Here is an 18,225-nt window from a genome sequence, read left to right as displayed (position 1 = left end):
TACTTCGGTCAGTGGGAAATCGTATACCACTGACTCTTTATTATGGATAAGGTATGGTGAAAAAATGAGTAAACTTTCCCTTAAAATTGGGACATACTTTTTAATATTAGCTTTATGTATTGAAACAATTGCTTTCGTATCTTTTTATAAAAGCCTTTCAAAAATACGTATTGAAGAGGAAACAGATGCTCTTTTAGAGAAAGGTAATCGCTATAGTAAAAAAATTAAAAGCCGCGAGAGACGGGATGAATATTATAAAGAAATGAAACACGCTGAACATAATAAAAATCCTAAACGTCCTGTGTACCCTGAGTTCGATATTACGAATGAGGCTGCACACTTAGTTGAATCGGAATCAATTTCTAACTCCGATATAGCTATCATTATTACTGACCATAACGGCAAAATTATTTCCACCTCAGAACCCGTAACAAAAGATATGCAAAAACAACTTACTTGTAAAACAGAAACTGTCCCAGACGGCGGGTTGGTCGTTGAAAGGAACTGGAAAAAATCAAAGTTCATCACAGCAGTAAGCCCACTTAACACAACAAAGTTTCAAGGAAAGCTATATATGTTATTAAAAACATCTTTCCTAGAAAATATGTTACTTAAACTCATGAACCAATTTCTTATCATTAGCGTTTTAACAATTATTTTAACAACAATTTCTGTCTTTGTTTTTTCACGCGTTATTACAGAACCACTTGTAAAAATGAAGAGAGCGACAGAAAAAATGTCAAAATTAAACAAGCCAATTCAATTAGGTATTAAACGAAATGATGAACTCGGAAGTTTAGCAAAAACAATTGAAGATTTATCGAGTGAACTTACGTATATGAAAAAAGAGCGCAATGAATTTCTCGCTAGTGTCGCTCATGAACTATTAACTCCATTGACCTATATGAAAGGTTATGCGAAGGTAGCAAAGAGAGACTCTTTAACAAAAGAGGAGCGAGAAGAATACTTACAAATCATTGAGGATGAAACGGATAGTGTAACCGATCTCGTCCAAGATTTATTTATGCTTGTACAATTAGAACAACACCAATTTGTTATAAAAAAACAAAAAGTGCTTCTTCAGCCATTTTTAGAACGAATGGTAGAAAAAACAAAAACAACATTAACAAATAAGCAAATGCAACTTCATGTATATTGCAAAGATGATTTAGAAGTTTGCATAGACGAAAGACGTATGGAACAAGTTATGTTAAATTTATTACACAACGCTTATCAACATTCGCCAGAAAACACATCCATTACGATACGTGTACTCATGGAAACAGATTCTTTTACAATAAGTGTACAAGATGAAGGTGAAGGTATTCCTGAACAAGATATCCCGCATATTTTTGACCGTTTTTATCGTGTTGATAAATCCAGAACACGAGCTACAGGCGGAAAAGGTATCGGGCTAGCTGTTGCAAAAGAAATTGTAGAATTGCATAACGGTTCTATTCTAGTAACAAGCCAATTAGGAGCGGGAACAAACTTTATAATCGATATACCTTTTGAATAATATGCGTGTGAAAACACCAGTAGTAGTAAACACTACTGGTGTTATTTTGTTCATAAAAACAGCTTATATAAGCTAAGCTTTTGAAATTATTCTTATTTCAATATAAAATAAAGATACATTTGTCAAAGATTTGGAGGGTGATATAATTGGATATCCATGTATTAACAAAAGACGAAGCAGAAATTTACTTAGAACTTCGCGTAGAAGGATTAAAGCAAAACCCTGAAGCATTCAGCTCTTCTTATGAAGATATTATTAATAAAGAGTGTGCGATTGAATATAAAGCACAAAAATTAGCACAAGATGAAAACTATACGCTAGGTGCATTTAAAGATGGGAAATTAATCGGGGTTGCAACACTGGAAACGAAACCATATGTAAAACAAGAACATAAAGCTAAAATCGGTTCTGTATATGTTTCTCCAAAAGCACGCGGACTTGGAGCAGGAAAAGCACTTATTAAAGAATGTCTTGAACTTGCTAAATCTTTAGAAGTAGAACAAGTTATGCTTGATGTTGTTGTTGGCAACGATGGAGCAAAAAAACTTTATGAGTCATTAGGTTTTAAAACATTCGGTGTACAAGAACGTTCATTAAAATATAACGGACAATATTGGGACGAAGAGCATATGGTCTTATTCTTAGATGAAAATAAATAATAAAAAACATCCTCATGTTTGGAGGATGTTTTTTACTTTCTTGTAAACCATGCCTTGTGTAATAATTGAATCGCTTTCGCAATTTCTTCCTCTGATAATATCGCAAACCCAAGCAAAACTACATTCTCAGGCGCCGTACCATCTTTATAGTACGTAGACACAGGATATATTTTGATACTATATTTCGCAGCTTCTTGAATTAATTCTTCTTCCCGCATTCCATTATGCACTTTTAATAAAATGTGTAATCCCGAATCTTCTCCTATCACTTCAACACGATTAGAGAAATACTTCTCTATTTCAAAAACAAGTCGATCTCTCTTCTTTCGGTAGACGACACGCATTTTATGAATATGTTTTTCCCAATAGCCTTCATTTAAAAATCTTCTAATCACTTCTTGGTCCATTCTTGAAACACTTTGTGTATAAAATAAATATTGCTGTTGATACTTTTTAATTAATTTCTTCGGCAACACCATATAGCTCATCCGTAGCGATGGCAATAATGCTTTAGATAGCGTCCCCATATAAATAACTTTCCCCTCTGTATCTAACCCTTGCAGCGCCGGTATAGGCTTTCCAGAATAGCGAAATTCACTATCATAATCATCTTCAATAATATACCTGCCCTCTTCTTTCTTTGCCCATTGTAAAAGCTGCATCCTTCTCGTAATAGGCATAATCATTCCATTTGGAAACTGATGGGAAGGTGTAACAAATACAACATTCGCATTGCTATTTTCTAAATCTGCAATACAAATTCCATCTCTATCTAAAGATAACATTTGGACTCTTGCTTCTCCCTGTTCAAAAACAACCATCTTCCTATGATACCCTGGGTTTTCAACTGCATAATTGCTTCCCTTTAACAATTGAAACAATAGTTTCACTAATATTTGTGTTCCCGCTCCTAATACAATTTGACTAGCTGAACAACGCACACCTCTAGATTCATACAAATAATTCGTAATCTCTTCTCTTAAGCTCGCTTCCCCTTGAGGGTGTCCTAGAAAGAGAAGTTCGTTATTATGCGGCTGCCATACTTCATTTACAATTTTCCGATACATATTGAATGGAAAAGCATTTGTATCAATTCCTGTTTGTGTAAAGTCAAATTTATAACTCTTCTCCTGAAACGGTACTTCTTCTATTCTCTCTCCGCTATCCTCTACATGAACCATTTGCTCAATCTTGCATACAAAATAACCTTTTCTCGATATCGGCTCAATATAACCTTCTGCAAGTAATTGTTCGTACGCTGCCTCTACTGTATTTTTACTTACTTGTAAATGTATCGCTAACTTTCGCTTAGCTGGTAATTTCGTAAAAGGGACAATCGATCCATCTTTAATTTCTTTTTTTATATACTCATACAATTGCACATATAATGCCTTTTTACTATTCATATTTAAATTAGGCGTTAATTCTAACATAATATCTGACCCCTTAATAAAACTAAAATCTGATACTTTTTACAGTACCAGAAGTTATATATAATTCCTTTTATCATGTCACACATAAAAAATCAAATACTGGAGAGGAGAAACATGATAATGAACAATGTTAAACGTATCGGACTCATTATGATTATTACAGGGGCTACATTATGGGGATTATCTGGTCCAATGATTCAGTGGCTATTTCAGCATACTAATGTATCCTCAATTGATTTTTTAACAATTCGATTGTTGCTTGCAGGAATATTTATTTTGTCTTTCTTACTTATAAAGAAACAAAACATATTTCAAATTTGGAAACACCCTAGATATTCTATACAACTTATTATTTTCTCTATTCTCGGCATGCTTGGTGCGCAATACGCCTTTATCGAAACGGTTCATATTAGTAATGCAGTCACAGCAACGCTATTTCAATTTCTAGGTCCTGTTCTTATTACCATGTATGTTGCATTTGAACAAAGAAAATTCCCTGCTCCCATGCAACTATTCGCAATTATAGCCGCGCTAATAGGAACATACTTTATTATTACAAATGGCTCAATTGAAAATATTGTTTTATCCAAAGAAGCTATTATTTTTGGACTATTAACAGCAATCGGATTTGCATTTTATACCCTTCATCCGGCTTCTCTCATTAAAGAATGCGGGACAACTGTAGTAATTGGTTGGGGGATGTTAATCGGAGGAATTGTACTACTTATTTATAATCGTTCATTCGGGTGGAATCAATTTTCACAAACTCTTACACTAAAAACCTTTTCTATGCTTATTCTTATCATTATTAGTGGTACCCTTTCTTTCCTTCTATATATCGGTAGTCTTAAATATTTAGCAGCAACAGAAACAAGCATTTTATCTAGCATTGAACCCCTTGTAGCTGCCATCGTTTCAATCACTTGGCTAAATGAATCTTTTGGAACATATCAATTATTAGGCGGCGTATGTATCGTTCTGTCCGTTATTTTTTTGACGATGCCTCAAAAAGAAACCGAACCACCCTATACAACTGAACAAGTATAATGTGAAACTTTAATTAGTTGGGGCTATCTCCCACTAATTATTAACCTACACCAATCGGGCTTTTACGGGATAAAAAATGTCAAAAGAGGTCGTACAAAACTTACGACCTCTTTTTATACTTTAAAGGAATTGTCCCGCCTTCTAGCAAATACAATTACACTAACAATAAAAACTAGGAGTGTGGCACCATGAAAAAAATCGGAACTATGCTACTTCTCTCCTTTCTCATCACTGGATGCACACAAGCACAATCTGATTCAAAAGCATCTAAAACTGAAGCTGTCGCAACGTCATCCACCCAAGTGAACGCACCTTCCTTCTTTCACCTTAGTGTTTTAAAAGATGTAAATTGGGAAGAAGCCCCCTCATTCATAGACGGAAAAATACCTTTAAAAGGCGTCGAAGGAAAAATCGCAATGGCTGATAATCCTATTATCGCAAATGAACAAAATGAAATAATGTGGTACTTTCTAGATTCTGAAATACCAACTGGAAAATTGTCTATTATTGCGCTAAAACAAGGATCTGTAACTCCGACACAAGTACTCTTTCAAAAAGAAACTTCCAAACAAACTTGGACTACTTCAAATACAATCGATTCTACTACAAACGAACTCCCTCTCACTATGTCACTACCTTCATCTGGATTATGGTTATTAAATATATATGTGAATGAAAAATATTATGATCAGTTTGTAATCACTGCTGAGTAAAGTGACAAAAATAAACCACTTTCTTACAACAATGTAATTTCTACGTCATGTACTTCGATAGTTGAATTATCTCTCTTCTCTTATACTTAAAGTAAGAAATGAAACGAGGAGAGATGAGAGATGAAAAAAATGATAGAAGTGATCGTAGCAGTAACTGAGGTTTTAGTGAATGGTAAACAAGTTGCAATGGAATTAAATAAATAGTGAAGAAACATAAATAATTCTACACTTCTTCATTATTTTGATTTCTTATCTCAAAAAAGCAGTGCCTTTTAGGCACTGCTTTTAGCTATTAATAACGTGGTATTTTCGTAATTTGCGCCACGCCTGAATCAATAGCTGCTTTCGCTACTGCTTCTGCAACACTTGGAACAACTCTTTTATCTAATGGATTTGGGATTACATAATTCGCATTACGTTCTTCGTCAGTAATGATGTTAGCGATCCCATATGCTGCCGCTAATTTCATCTCTTCTGTAATATCAGTTGCGCGCACATCTAACGCACCGCGGAATATTCCGGGAAACGCCAATACATTATTTACTTGATTCGCATAATCCGAGCGTCCAGTTCCTACTACAGCTGCCCCAGCCTCTAATGCATCCTCAGGGAAGATTTCTGGAATTGGATTAGCCATTGCAAACACAATTGCTTTCTCATTCATCGTCTGCACAAGTTCTTTCGTTAATACGTTAGGAGCAGATACGCCAATAAAAATATCAGCTTGGTGAATCGCTTCTTTTAACGTTCCACGCACATGTTCACGATTTGTCTTTTTTGAAACTTCAATTTGCGCTTCGTTCATCCATGTTTCACCTTCACAAACAATACCTTCTAGGCTAACTAACGTAATGTGCTTTGCACCAGCCTTTAATAATAATTTTCCAATTGCAATTCCTGCCGAGCCCGCACCGTTAATAACGATTTTCACATTATCCATTTGTTTGCTAACAACTTTTAATGCATTAATAACAGCTGCTAAAACGACAATAGCTGTTCCATGTTGATCATCATGAAATACAGGAATATTCGTTTCTTCTTTTAATCGTTTTTCAATTTCAAAACAACGCGGTGCTGCAATATCTTCTAAATTAATCCCTGCAAATGTAGGCTCTAAATTTTTTACAAGGGTAACGATTTCATCTACATCCGTTGTGCCTAAACATAATGGGAAAGCATCTACATTCGCAAATTTCTTAAACAAAATACTTTTTCCTTCCATAACAGGCATAGCCGCTTTTGGTCCAATGTTTCCTAAGCCGAGTACCGCTGTTCCATCTGAAACAACTGCCACCATATTGCCACGTGCTGTATAGTCATACACTGTTTCTTCATCTGCCGCAATTGCTTTACAAGACTCCGCTACACCTGGTGTATACGTCAGGCTTAAATCATACGCTGAATTTACCTCAACTTTACTTGTAATTTCAATTTTCCCTACTAATTCTTTATGCAATAACAATGATCTTTCATTAATTTGATTTGCTAACATACTTATAATCTCCCCTTAATTTGACAAGCTAGCTATATGAATATAGCTAGCTTGTTTGATCATGAAAACATCTTTAATAATATTGTCGCCGTTACAACCATTGCCGCCCCGCCTAAACGAGTCGAAATTTGCGCGAACGGCATTAATTCCATACGATTTGAAGCCGATAAAATAGCAACATCTCCAGTTCCGCCTAAACCGCTATGACATCCAGTTACAATCGCCGATTCAACTGGATACATCTTCATCACTTTCCCTACAAGAAAACCTGATGCTACCATTGTAAGAACAACCGATGCGCACACAACAACATATCCTACTGAAAGAACTGCTGCTACGTCTTTTAACGGAATATACAGCAATCCTAATCCAACCATTAAAGGCCAAGTTAAATTCTTCGAAATAAATTTATATAAATGGAATGCTCCTTGCTCCATTTTTGCTGGCATTAATTTAAAGTATTTCACAAGTGCCGCTGAGAAAATCATAATAATTGCCCCAGGAATACCGATGAACTTAGAAGCAAATCCTCCGAAGATGAAGAACGTACACGCAATTAATAAACCTGCTCCCATTAATGAGAAGTCAATTGGTTTCTCTGTATTTTGTTCTTTTAATAATTCTGCTTGATTGTCTGTTTTCACTAATACACCGTTACCACTAAGCTCCGGTTTCTTTTCACCTAAACGCTTCATATACCCTGCACTTACAATTGCGAACATATTTCCAATAATAGCTGCTGGAATAAGCTGTGATACAAACGTTGCTGATGATTCATTTAAAATATCACTATAAGCTAGCGACAATGGTAAAATCCCTTCCCCGATACCGCCACTCACAATTGGTACGATGATAAAGAAGAATGTCTGCTTCATTTCAAATCCAAATAATGAACCGACCAATAATCCTACTGCTACAGAAGCTAACGTCCCTACTACTAAAGGAATAAACATGCGAACGAAACCTTGTACTAACACTTTACGGTTCATTCCTAAAATACTTCCGACTACTAAACAAGAAATATATAAATATAAAAAGTTCGATTTTTTCATTAACATAGTCGCAGCTTCCATTGAAGCTGGATTCATCCAGTTAAAAAATACAAGTAATGATGGAATAAATAACGAAAGTATTGCTGGACCGCCGATATTTTTTAAAATTGGAATTCTCATCCCAATATCGCCTAAGAAAATCCCCATGATCATAATAACTGCAAATCCACCAATCATATCTGCTGGCAATTTATTATATACAGATGCCCCATAAATAATAGCAGCCAATACTACATATAACGGTAAAGGTATAACACCGATTTTTACATTCATAATTTTAGAAGCGAAAGATTCTCTTTGTACTTCATTTCCTTCAGAAAATGATACCGCTTCCACATTCTTTTGAATTCCCATATGGCACCCCCTCGTTTTCTTAATAACAATATTAAAACGCTTTCAATAGTAAAAATAGTTTTTGTAAGTTTTGTAATTGATTTTGTAATTAAAAAAAGTATAAGCGACTTATATTAAGTCGCTTATACGTAAAACTCTATTTTCTTTTGATCAACACATCTTAATTTACTTACAGGTCTTCCCACATGTTGGTACATCATTTCGTTTTCTAACACCCCAATGTCAGTCAGAAACATTACATATTTTCGAATAGAAACTCTTGAAATTCCAACTAATTGTGCCATTTCATCTGTTGTAAATACTCTTCCATTCAGAGACTCGATCTTCTGCCAAATTAATTGCAACGTTTGCTTCGTTAAACCTTTCGGAAGCTCTTTAGTGACAGTAGGCTCTCTTTTTTCTTTTTGTAAAATTAACGAATCTAATTCCGATTGACTAATTTTTTGTTGTTCTTTCATGAAAGTAAGTTTTTCTCGATATATAGTTAATGCCTCTTTAAATCGTTCAAATGTGAATGGTTTAATTAAATAATCTACTACACCATATTGTAATGCTTTTTTAATACTTCCCATATCATGTACAGCTGAAATCATTATAATATCGATTTCTTTTTCTTGGTTCCGGATATACATTAAAAGCTCAAACCCAGTCTCTTCAGGCATAAAAATATCAAGTAATACTAAATCTACTCGTGATTTCTCTAATATTTCTATCGCCGACTTTACTGAGTTAACTGCTTGAACAAGTTCAAACCCTCCTACTTGCTCTAAATAATGCGTATTTAACATTGCTACCATCGGGTCATCTTCTACAATTAAAACTTTAATCATATTTGCCTCTCATCCCTACCTTTAGGTATTTCAATCGTTATCGTTGTTCCCTTTCCTACTAATGAATGCATATGAATTTCCCCATTTATTCGCTGTATACTTTCTTTTACAAGATACAAACCATAACCGCGGTTATCTCCCTTTGTGGAATAACCTTTCGTAAATAATTCCTCTATTTCTTTTTCTTGTATACCTTTTCCCGTATCTTGTACTGTAATAGTTAGTATATCCCGATGTTGTATCTTAACTTCAACTTGCTTGTTTTCACAATTCGTAACTGCCTCTAATGCATTATCAATTAAATTTCCGACAATCGTAATAAGTTCATGAGTAATACTTTCATCATCTATTTCCGGCATATAAGAATCTTCACTTATAATTAATTTTATATTTTTCTCTCTAGCATAGCTGAGCTTACCTAGTAAAAAACCAGCAAATACTGGACTTTTTATTCTTTTCATAACTCCACCAATTTCATATTGATGCTCTGATACCATGCCGCTTATATACTTCTGTAATTCTTCATACTGTTTCATATGTGTAAGCCCTAATACGACATGCATCTTATTCATAAACTCATGAGATTGTGCCCGTAATGCTTCTGCATATAGTCTAATACCAGTTAGTTCCTCTGCTAGTTTTCTAATCTCTGTTTTATCACGAAATGTTGCAATTGCACCAACTATTTCTCCTTTTACATATAAAGGAACTCGATTCGTCACAATCGTAATTCCGTAAATATTTTGTTCTTCGTTTAATTGTACTTCTCCCGTTTTCAATACTTCTTTTATACGTGAATTTGGCATATACAACTCAACATCTTTACCGATAAAATCTTCTTCAAGTCCGCTTTTTTTAAATAGACGTTTCGCTTCATTATTAATTAACGTTACTCTAGCCTCTTTATCTACAGCAATAATACCTTCCTTTACAGATTGTAGCATCGTATTTCTTTCTTCAAGAATTTTTGCTATCCTGTGCGGCTCAAGACCGAATAAACTTTTCTTTATATGTCTAGCTAGTAATATTGCTCCTATAATTCCGACTAATACCCCAACTCCGACACCAATATAAATGATATGTCTACTTTCCTTAACTCTCTCTTTTACATTATCTGCTGAAATACCAACAGCCACTGCTCCAAGTTGTTCACCTGTTTCAGAAAATATTGGTACAAATACTCGCATGGAAATACCTAAAGTTCCTTCTGCTAACGATACATGTTCTTTTCCTTTCAATGCAGGCCCTTCATCCCCACCAATGAAATGATGACCTATTTTTTGAGGATCTGGATGAGATTTTCTTATTCCATCCATGTCCATAACTACAATAAATTGAACACCTGTGTTTTTTAATATCCTATTTGTATACGTTTGGATTGCAGGAGTATCCGCTTTCCCAACCAAGCCATTGATTACAATTGAATCATTCGCCACAATGTGTGCAATTGTTTTTGCTTTCTCTGCTTGGCTATCCTCCGTCGCCCGTTCTACATTATGACTAATTAATATATCTGTCACAAGTAAAGAAAAAATTACAACTGTACAAACTAACAATGTAATCGTTTTCCACAAATTCCATAGTCTTTTTCTTTTTTTCATCCCGTTAATGACTCCCCTAATTGCTGAATAGAAAAATAAGTAAGGTGATATTATTTTCACCTTACTTATCTGCTGTTATTATACTTTAAATTTACTAGTCATCGCTTGTAGTTCTTCGGCCATCCCAGCTAAGTTTTGCGAAGCTGAACTAATTTCCTCCATTGAATTAACCTGTTCTTCTGTTGAAGCTGCAACACTTTGCATACTAGCTGTATTTTCTTCTGCAGCCGCTGCAATTTCATCAATAGCATTTGTCACTTCATTTGCATCTCCAGCAATTCTCTTCGTTGTTTCTACCATTTGATTAACTTGAGAAACAATATGTGTAGTAGAACTTAAAATTTCCGTAAAACTTACTTTCGTTTTTGTTACAACATCAAGCCCTTGTTGAACTTCTCCATTCACATTATCCATTGCCTTAACAGTATGTTCAATATCCTCCTTAATTTCTGCAATTAAATTTGCAATCTCTCCAGATGACTCTCCTGATTGCTCTGCTAATTTTCTAACCTCATCTGCTACAATAGCAAATCCTCGACCCTGTTCACCTGCTCTTGCTGCTTCAATAGCCGCATTTAAAGCTAATAAGTTCGTTTGAGTAGCTATGTTTTGAATTGCTTCAGAAATAGCTCCTACTTGCTTTGATTTCTCATCAAGAAGTTTAATAATAGCATCTGACTCGGATACCGACCTAGAAATAGACTGCATTTGTTTTGCAGTTTGTTCAACTAAATCTTCTCCCTCTTCAGCTCTTTCTCTCGCATGTAATGAGGAAATAGAAATTGACTCTGCGCTTCCGGTTACATCTTGAATTGCTGTATTTACTTGTTGTAATGTAGCCGCACCTTCTTCAACACCTTGACTTTGTGATTCAGCCCCACCTGATACTTGTTCCATTGCAATTGTAATTTGATCTGTCGCATCATTTGCTTGCTGTACGCTCGCTGTTAACTCCTCAGCCGATGCCGCGACATGTTCTGCTGAAAAGCTAATTTGGGTAATAACATCTTGTAAAGACGTAGACATTTCATTAAATGAAGTCCCTAATTTCCCTATGTCATCCTTAGAATGGATTGTAATTTTCTCTGTTAAATCTCCCTTACTAATTTTATATGCTGATTCAGCTATTTTTCGTAATGGCCCTGTAATAGACCTTGTAATGAAATAAATTAATACACTACCAAATGCAATAGCGATAGCAATAACAATTAAAGTCTTATAAAACACTGGACTGGCAGCTTGGTTAATTTCTTCATCGAACATAACTCCAACTACTTTCCAGCCTGTTTTTTCATTTGTTGCAAAGATTAAATTCTTTTTATCATCTTGTTCTGTATAAGACACATTTCCTTGTTTATCTTCATAAATTGGTTTAACCCAAGGATCAGTAACTTTCGCACCTGGTTTTCTAGATGGATGACTAACAATTTGCTTATTTTGATCTAAAATAACTGCATAACCTTTTTCACCAATGTTAATCATTTTGGAAATTTTTAAGATGTTATCTAAGTTTAAATTAATTCCTATAACACCTTTACCATCTTTTACTTCTTTCGCAATGGTCACTACCATATTTTTTGTAGATGCTGATTGATATGGTGCAGTAACAATTACTTTCCCTTTATTTTCATGTGCTTCTTTATACCAAGATCTATCTGTTGGATTATACCCATCAGCCATTTGGATAAATGGTTCTCTTATAAACTTTCCCGTCTGCGTTCCAATATAAATACCTTCTACTTCTGGATGAAGCTTTATATATTGTGCTAACTTCGTTCTTACTATTTCTTCCTGTCCATTTGGATATGTATCCTCTGTTAAGATGTCTGCAAAGTACGTCGCATCAACAAATTTCTCTTCTATATTTTGAGAAATAACAGTATTTAAAATCGAAATATTCTCCTTTGCTTTAGCTGTCATTTGATGTTCAAAATTTGTTTTGGCAGTTTGATATGAAACACCACCGATAATAATTCCTGGTATAGTTAAAATAATAAAAAATGAAATGATTAATTTTTTATTGATACTCATACATTTAACCCCGTTAAATATTTTTTGCATAATAAGCCTCCTTTATGTAATGTGGATACTTGTGTCATTTTATACAATTAACATGTATAAAACAATATATAATGATAACATGTAAATTTTTCGTCAATTATGCATTTTTACATATTCACTCCTTAATAAGGATTTTAATCATAAAAATAAGAGAACTTTAGCATTATATATACTAAAGTTCTCTTATTTCTCAACAGCTTCTACTCTAAAAAATTTCTCTTATAATCTTCAATCTCTATCCTTCGCCTTATAGTCATCTTACTAAAACTCTTCCTCCTAATTTATTTGGAGTTCTTTACATAACTAATTGCCTGACTCCCCATTTGCACCCATGCCTGTTCAAAGATTTCTCTCGGCACTTTTACATCTAAGCTATCCTCAAGTGGATCTCGAATATATACAGATTCCTGATCATACCCAATAAGTACAATACAATGTTCATTATACGTAATAGAAACATCTCCACTATTTGTTTTCCATGTAGTAAATTCATCTTCATCTAATGGTGCAAATGTTGCATTTGTGATCATGACTACCGGTTGTCCTGCTTTTACACTCTTATAAATCTCTTCTATATTCTTCCCAGTTAAGTCTACAGCTTTATTAGGTAAATATTTTTCCGCTAACTGAAAAAGTGGCCCATGATATACACCATATCCTGATTCAGAAAATGTATAAATATTACCTACAAATCCTTCATTCGGATTCCCGCGCACACCATCGTCTATAAAATCAACTTTTTTTATTTCATTTGCTAATGTCATCTTATCCACTGAAACACCAGCATATTGTAACATCATCGCTAAACTTGTCACTTCACAGCCTCTATCCAATTCTGGTAACTGCTGAATTAATGGAACATTTGATAAGATGACTTTTTCATCGTTATTACAAAACTCCGTTTCTTTTCCTCTTTGTATATTTGAGAATGTAAACTTCTCTACATACTTTGGAATTCCATTTGTATATACACTCCATATTGCTGCACCTAGTAAAGCTGTACATATATACCACTTCAATTTTCTTATCACTTTCACGCCCTTATTAATTCGTTAAATAAGAATAAAATGCGTCAGCATCCGTTCTAATCATCGGTACAAAATTTAGTTCTTTTCCTTTTTCAGGCTGATTTTTTTTTATCTTTTCCGCTAACTCTTGAATATTCATATTCATTTTATCCATATTAAGCTCATCTGCCATTTGTAGCACCTTTTGTTCATTAATTTCTTTTAATATTTGATATATATCTTTACCGTACAAATCAATATGATATTTTTTTGCTTCTTCCTGTACTTTTTGTTCGTACACTTCTTGTGCTAACTCTTCAATTTCTTTTCCTTTTTGAGAAATGTCTAACTTTCCTGCTTCTTCTCTTACTTTCGTTCCGTAGATTTCTTCCGCGATGTCTTCGATTTCTTTTCCATCTGTAGAAATGCCTAATTTATCTGCTTCATCTTTAATTTTAATCGTATTAATTTGAGTAATTAAATCTACAATTGATGTATTCTCTATAGATATACCTAGCTTTAACGCTTCTTGCTTTACTTTTGTTTCATAGATTTCTTCTGACAGCGTCCCAACATCTTTTCCTTCAATCGAAATACCTAACTGCTCTGCTTCCCTTCCTACTTCTGTTTCATGAATTTCTTTTTCTAATGTAATTTGTTCTTTTCCTTCCGTTTCAATACCTAGTTCCTCTGCTTTTTCTTCTGTATGCACTGCATGTATCTTACCATTGTTCAATTGTTCTTTACTGCGCTGCGTGTAATCTGTCTTTCCTTTTTGTGTTTCAGAAGGAGAGGCACCCCCTAATATGCTTAAACTCATTACTCCAATAGTGAATACCATCATCATTTTCTTTTTCAAAATTAATTCCTCCCTCTTACACTTTCTTTTTCAGCATTCCCATAATTTTTTTAATACTATACATACATCTCATCTCTGCTTGAGATAACATTATGATTGATAAAATCCACTCACATACACCTAGTCTCTTCTTCATGTAACGAACGTTCTTTATGCCATACATAATATAAATAGTTTCTTAACTTTCCCTTTAAAAAAGACGACCTTGTAAAAACAAGATCGTCTTCTTACTTATATTTTTTGATTTTTAGGGAAAATCACTTCAAAACTAGTGCCATTTCCCCACCTGCTCTCTACTGATATTTTTCCATAATGCTTTTCTACAATCCAATTTGCGATTGAAAGACCTAATCCAGCTCCTTCTGACGTACTTCTTGCTTTATCTCCTTGATAAAAACGATCAAATAATTTCGGAATATCTTCTTCTTTCACTCCTATCCCGTCATCCTTCACCTGTATACGAATTGAACTACTCGTTTGCGTACAATCGATTTGAATATGCCCACCTTCGTTTGTATACTTCATCGCATTATCTAACAGTATGACCATCATTTGATGAATCCGCTCTCTATCCCCCATAAAAGATACACCACGTTCTACTTTTAGTATCATTTCTTTTTCTTGATAAGAAGCAATCTCTTTATATGGAGCTACTATTTCTTCTAACAATTTATCAAGTTCAAATGTTTTCTTATCCATCTCAATTTGATTAGAATCAGAACGTGCTAGCAATAATAAATTACTAACGAGTTTCGATAACCGCCTACATTCTTTTGAAATTGTAGAAATATCTATCGCTTTTTCTTCTATCGTAGCGGATGGTGATTGGAATAACACATCCGTTTTTGATTGAATAACTGCAAGCGGTGTCCTTAGTTCATGTGATGCATCAGAAACGAATTGCTGCTGTTTCTCCCATGAATTTTGAATAGGTACAAGTGCTCTGCCAGCTAGGAAAAAGCCGATACCTATCGCACAGAGGCTTCCTATGCTACAACCTATAACGAGGATTAAAAATAAAGTATTTAACATTCTTTCTTCCGCTGTTATATCTCGCACGATTTGAACTATTTCTCCATCTTTTTGAAGCGAAAATGCTCTAAAATATCGTCCTTGTACTTCAATATCTTGTAACTCCCCTAATTTTTTTGGAGAAAACTTTTCCAAATTCTCTTCAAAAATAGAACGGTATTTACGGTTATCGCCCTCTATTTTCACTATTTTCCCATTCCAAGTTATTCTAGTTACTCGCGGATCTCCAATCTGGATATTCTCCATGCGTTTTCTTGGTGGTATTTTAACATCTAATTTCTCTCTATACTGGGCCATCATTTTTATAGATTGATCCACTTCATTATAAATACGCTTATATGTGTATGAATAAATAATACTGCCTAATATACCTATTAATAGGATAAATACTAATGAATTCACTATAGTCAAACGAATGCGTGTCTTTTGAAACATACTTCCTTTTCTCATTGTTCTTTTAATATATATCCAATACCTCGAACGGTTTGAATATCTTTCTGATAACCGAATGGCTCTAATTTTTTACGTAAATGATGCACATACACTTCTACAATCGCTACTGTCGTATCTGAATCAAATCCCCAAACACGATCAAAAATTTGTTCACGCATTAAAATCTTCCCGCTATTTTGAATGAGATACTCTAGTAGCTCATATTGTTTCAATGTCAACTTAATACCTTGTCCATCTACTTGAACGTCTTTATCTTTTCCGAACAATTCAATCCCTTTATAGCGAATTGTTTGCTGCGTTGTTAAACTACCACTTCTGCGTAGTAAAGCGCGAATTCTCGCTTTTAATTCAGGGGCCTGAAATGGCTTAACGATATAGTCATCTCCACCAAAGTCCAATCCCTTCACCCGATCTTCTAAAGAATCTCTCGCTGTCAAAAACAGGACTGGTGTTTCAATCTTTTCATCACGTATTTTTTGAATCACTTCAAATCCGTCCATCCCTGGCATCATCACATCCAACAAAATTGCATCATATATATTTTGAAGCGCTAAAAACAATCCATCTTCTCCATTTATTGCCGTATCTACTTCAAATTCATCACGCAAAATTTGTACGATAGATTCTAATAACGAAGTAGTATCTTCTATTACAAGTAAGCGCATGCTCTCACCTTCCATCAAATAGTTCAATTCTATTTATTATTACATTTCTTCTCTTCATAACAAAAGAATGTAGTTATATTACGTAATTTCATTTTCAACTATTTCCTTCTCAAATTTTGAATTTTTATTATAAAAACTTTGTCTTAAATTTACCTTAATAAAAAATTGAAAGAAATAAGATTCCTCTTATCTCTTTCAATTTTTTATTACATATACCTTTTTACTTGGCAACTCCAAACAATTTAGCTGGCCACCATACACAGCCCCGCCATCAATTCCAATAATACGATTACTACCAAAATACACTCCGCAATCCTCACTACTATGAAGCGTCTTTGTTTCCGTATGCCCAAATACAACAACCTTTTCACCGCTATATCCATTATGAAATTCATTACGGATCCACATTAACGTATATGGTTCAGATTCAGAAACTCGTTTCATCGGCTCAACCCCAGCATGTACAAATATATACTCTTCTGTTTCAATGTAATGATCTAATTCTTGAATAAACTTTATATGTTCCTCTAATACAGAAGATTGTAAAATCGGTTTTTGGAAGTCTTTCTCATTAACCGCAATATCTTCTTCTACAAATCCATAACTATATAATGTCTTATCTCCACCATTTCTTTTTACCCAATGGTTCCATGAACGTTCCTCATTTGTCGTTAACGCCTTAATCATCATATCTTCATGATTTCCTTTTAAAATGAGTGCTCCCTCTTCTTTCAATCCTTTTACCTTTTCAATTACAGCACGCGCATTTGGACCACGATCTACATAATCTCCCAGTAAGATTAATTGATCCTTTTTCGCATTATATTGAGCTTCTTTCAACAACTGTTCGAACTTTTCTATTTCTCCATGAATATCACTAATAACAAGAATTCTTTTCATATTATCCCCCCCTCTTTCTAATTATAGTTCAAAACAACGGAAAATTCCGAATCTTAACCTTGAATTAAATTTCCCCCGCATTAACGGGCAGTAAGCCCCCCCCACTGATTACAGTTTCACTTTATTACAAACTAAACTATTATCCTTACAACAATGTAAGTCTCTTGTCATCCAATTCGATAGTTGTAATTACTGTATTTCCTTATACTGAGAGTAAGAAATGAAACAAAAAATAAGGAGAGATGAGAGATGAAAAAAGTAATGGAAGTTGTAGTAGCGGTAGTAGAGGTTTTCGTAAATGGTAAACAAGTCGCAATGGAGTTAAATAAATAATGAAAAGGACAACATTCACTCTAGACCCTTTACTCATATAAAAGAGATAAGACTTCATCATTTCTTTAATCCCTTATCTCCCTATAAAGAAAGCCGTATCCCTGTTGAAGTGACCCCCGAAAGTTAGACAGGTCGTTTCATTAGGCAGCCTCTAGGGTATGAGCCCGGTATTGTACTGGGCTCATACCCTTTAATTTTGCCTTAATTCTTTTATG

At 34.3% G+C, this 18,225-nt stretch carries 16 protein-coding genes and 1 pseudogene; 4 read left to right on the top strand and 13 right to left on the bottom strand.

Annotated elements, in window-relative coordinates:
* Positions 1–64: 64 nt before the first annotated feature.
* A complete protein-coding gene (locus ACTFRH_RS23395) occupies positions 65–1,519 on the top strand; it encodes a HAMP domain-containing sensor histidine kinase (protein ID WP_000041020.1) in 1,455 nt (484 codons plus the stop codon).
* Positions 1,520–1,665: 146 nt separating this feature from the next.
* A complete protein-coding gene (locus ACTFRH_RS23390; RefSeq protein ID WP_000351212.1) occupies positions 1,666–2,178 on the top strand; it encodes a GNAT family N-acetyltransferase in 513 nt (170 codons plus the stop codon).
* A gap of 32 nt (positions 2,179–2,210) precedes the next feature.
* Here ACTFRH_RS23390 and pdxR read toward each other — a convergent pair whose 3' ends face one another.
* Positions 2,211–3,611, bottom strand: a complete 1,401-nt coding sequence (gene pdxR, locus ACTFRH_RS23385) for a MocR-like pyridoxine biosynthesis transcription factor PdxR (protein WP_000891869.1) — start codon at positions 3,609–3,611, stop codon at positions 2,211–2,213.
* A 120-nt stretch (positions 3,612–3,731) separates the two neighbouring features.
* On the opposite strand from pdxR, the gene ACTFRH_RS23380 reads away from it, so the two are divergent.
* Positions 3,732–4,658 carry a DMT family transporter gene (locus ACTFRH_RS23380; protein ID WP_001067022.1) on the top strand — a complete coding sequence of 309 codons (927 nt, stop codon included), beginning with the start codon at positions 3,732–3,734 and terminating at the stop codon, positions 4,656–4,658.
* A 188-nt stretch (positions 4,659–4,846) separates the two neighbouring features.
* Positions 4,847–5,371: a DUF4871 domain-containing protein gene (locus ACTFRH_RS23375; RefSeq protein WP_000719689.1), complete on the top strand. Its 525-nt coding sequence runs from the start codon at positions 4,847–4,849 to the stop codon at positions 5,369–5,371.
* Positions 5,372–5,663: 292 nt separating this feature from the next.
* Here ACTFRH_RS23375 and ACTFRH_RS23370 read toward each other — a convergent pair whose 3' ends face one another.
* The 12 genes and pseudogenes from ACTFRH_RS23370 to ACTFRH_RS23315 form a co-directional block, all read right to left on the bottom strand.
* Positions 5,664–6,863 (bottom strand): NAD(P)-dependent malic enzyme, encoded by a 1,200-nt coding sequence (locus ACTFRH_RS23370; protein WP_000880787.1) that lies wholly within the window; start codon positions 6,861–6,863, stop codon positions 5,664–5,666.
* Between the two features lie 59 nt (positions 6,864–6,922).
* Complete coding sequence (locus ACTFRH_RS23365) at positions 6,923–8,269, bottom strand: 2-hydroxycarboxylate transporter family protein (RefSeq protein ID WP_000512725.1); 1,347 nt, start codon at positions 8,267–8,269, stop codon at positions 6,923–6,925.
* A 122-nt stretch (positions 8,270–8,391) separates the two neighbouring features.
* Positions 8,392–9,099, bottom strand: coding sequence for a response regulator (locus ACTFRH_RS23360; RefSeq protein WP_000598666.1), 708 nt, complete (start codon positions 9,097–9,099; stop codon positions 8,392–8,394).
* A complete protein-coding gene (locus ACTFRH_RS23355) occupies positions 9,096–10,700 on the bottom strand; it encodes a sensor histidine kinase (protein WP_000746396.1) in 1,605 nt (534 codons plus the stop codon). The genes ACTFRH_RS23360 and ACTFRH_RS23355 overlap by 4 nt, the downstream gene beginning before the upstream one ends.
* Positions 10,701–10,778: 78 nt before the next feature.
* On the bottom strand, positions 10,779–11,597 hold the full coding sequence (locus tag ACTFRH_RS23350; protein WP_440048818.1) for a methyl-accepting chemotaxis protein: 819 nt from the start codon (positions 11,595–11,597) through the stop codon (positions 10,779–10,781).
* A gap of 120 nt (positions 11,598–11,717) precedes the next feature.
* Positions 11,718–12,620: pseudogene (locus ACTFRH_RS23345) on the bottom strand (HAMP domain-containing protein); the annotation flags it as partial.
* Between the two features lie 422 nt (positions 12,621–13,042).
* Positions 13,043–13,798 carry a C39 family peptidase gene (locus ACTFRH_RS23340; RefSeq protein ID WP_003299938.1) on the bottom strand — a complete coding sequence of 252 codons (756 nt, stop codon included), beginning with the start codon at positions 13,796–13,798 and terminating at the stop codon, positions 13,043–13,045.
* A gap of 7 nt (positions 13,799–13,805) precedes the next feature.
* Positions 13,806–14,627, bottom strand: a complete 822-nt coding sequence (locus ACTFRH_RS23335) for a hypothetical protein (protein WP_000728557.1) — start codon at positions 14,625–14,627, stop codon at positions 13,806–13,808.
* Between the two features lie 231 nt (positions 14,628–14,858).
* Entirely contained in the window at positions 14,859–16,109 is a 1,251-nt protein-coding gene (locus tag ACTFRH_RS23330) for a sensor histidine kinase (protein WP_080545850.1), read from the bottom strand.
* Positions 16,106–16,777, bottom strand: a complete 672-nt coding sequence (locus ACTFRH_RS23325; RefSeq protein WP_001238549.1) for a response regulator transcription factor — start codon at positions 16,775–16,777, stop codon at positions 16,106–16,108. Before ACTFRH_RS23325 ends, ACTFRH_RS23330 begins: the two co-directional genes overlap by 4 nt.
* Positions 16,778–16,972: 195 nt before the next feature.
* On the bottom strand, positions 16,973–17,677 hold the full coding sequence (locus tag ACTFRH_RS23320; RefSeq protein ID WP_000821987.1) for a metallophosphoesterase family protein: 705 nt from the start codon (positions 17,675–17,677) through the stop codon (positions 16,973–16,975).
* 473 nt (positions 17,678–18,150) lie between these two features.
* Positions 18,151–18,225 (bottom strand): IS3 family transposase (locus ACTFRH_RS23315; protein ID WP_142309144.1); only part of this gene is annotated, 75 nt, incomplete at its 5' end.

Origin of the sequence: Bacillus cereus group sp. MYBK216-1, from assembly GCF_051916495.1 — a bacterium.
In the GTDB taxonomy this organism is placed as follows: domain Bacteria; phylum Bacillota; class Bacilli; order Bacillales; family Bacillaceae_G; genus Bacillus_A; species Bacillus_A thuringiensis_K.
Note: the sequence above shows the minus strand (reverse complement) of the source record. Positions and strands in the feature narration are given on the sequence as shown.

Excerpts from the sequence above, each read along its gene's own strand:
- ACTFRH_RS23395 (WP_000041020.1), top strand. The coding sequence starts at position 65 with ATGAGTAAACTTTCCCTTAAAATTGGGACATACTTTTTAATATTAGCT.
- pdxR (WP_000891869.1), bottom strand. The coding sequence starts at position 3,611 with ATGTTAGAATTAACGCCTAATTTAAATATGAATAGTAAAAAGGCATTA.
- ACTFRH_RS23380 (WP_001067022.1), top strand. The coding sequence starts at position 3,732 with ATGAACAATGTTAAACGTATCGGACTCATTATGATTATTACAGGGGCT.
- ACTFRH_RS23375 (WP_000719689.1), top strand. The coding sequence starts at position 4,847 with ATGAAAAAAATCGGAACTATGCTACTTCTCTCCTTTCTCATCACTGGA.
- ACTFRH_RS23370 (WP_000880787.1), bottom strand. The coding sequence starts at position 6,863 with ATGTTAGCAAATCAAATTAATGAAAGATCATTGTTATTGCATAAAGAA.
- ACTFRH_RS23365 (WP_000512725.1), bottom strand. The coding sequence starts at position 8,269 with ATGGGAATTCAAAAGAATGTGGAAGCGGTATCATTTTCTGAAGGAAAT.
- ACTFRH_RS23360 (WP_000598666.1), bottom strand. The coding sequence starts at position 9,099 with ATGATTAAAGTTTTAATTGTAGAAGATGACCCGATGGTAGCAATGTTA.
- ACTFRH_RS23355 (WP_000746396.1), bottom strand. The coding sequence starts at position 10,700 with ATGAAAAAAAGAAAAAGACTATGGAATTTGTGGAAAACGATTACATTG.
- ACTFRH_RS23350 (WP_440048818.1), bottom strand. The coding sequence starts at position 11,597 with ATGGAACAAGTATCAGGTGGGGCTGAATCACAAAGTCAAGGTGTTGAA.
- ACTFRH_RS23330 (WP_080545850.1), bottom strand. The coding sequence starts at position 16,109 with ATGAGAAAAGGAAGTATGTTTCAAAAGACACGCATTCGTTTGACTATA.
- ACTFRH_RS23325 (WP_001238549.1), bottom strand. The coding sequence starts at position 16,777 with ATGCGCTTACTTGTAATAGAAGATACTACTTCGTTATTAGAATCTATC.
- ACTFRH_RS23320 (WP_000821987.1), bottom strand. The coding sequence starts at position 17,677 with ATGAAAAGAATTCTTGTTATTAGTGATATTCATGGAGAAATAGAAAAG.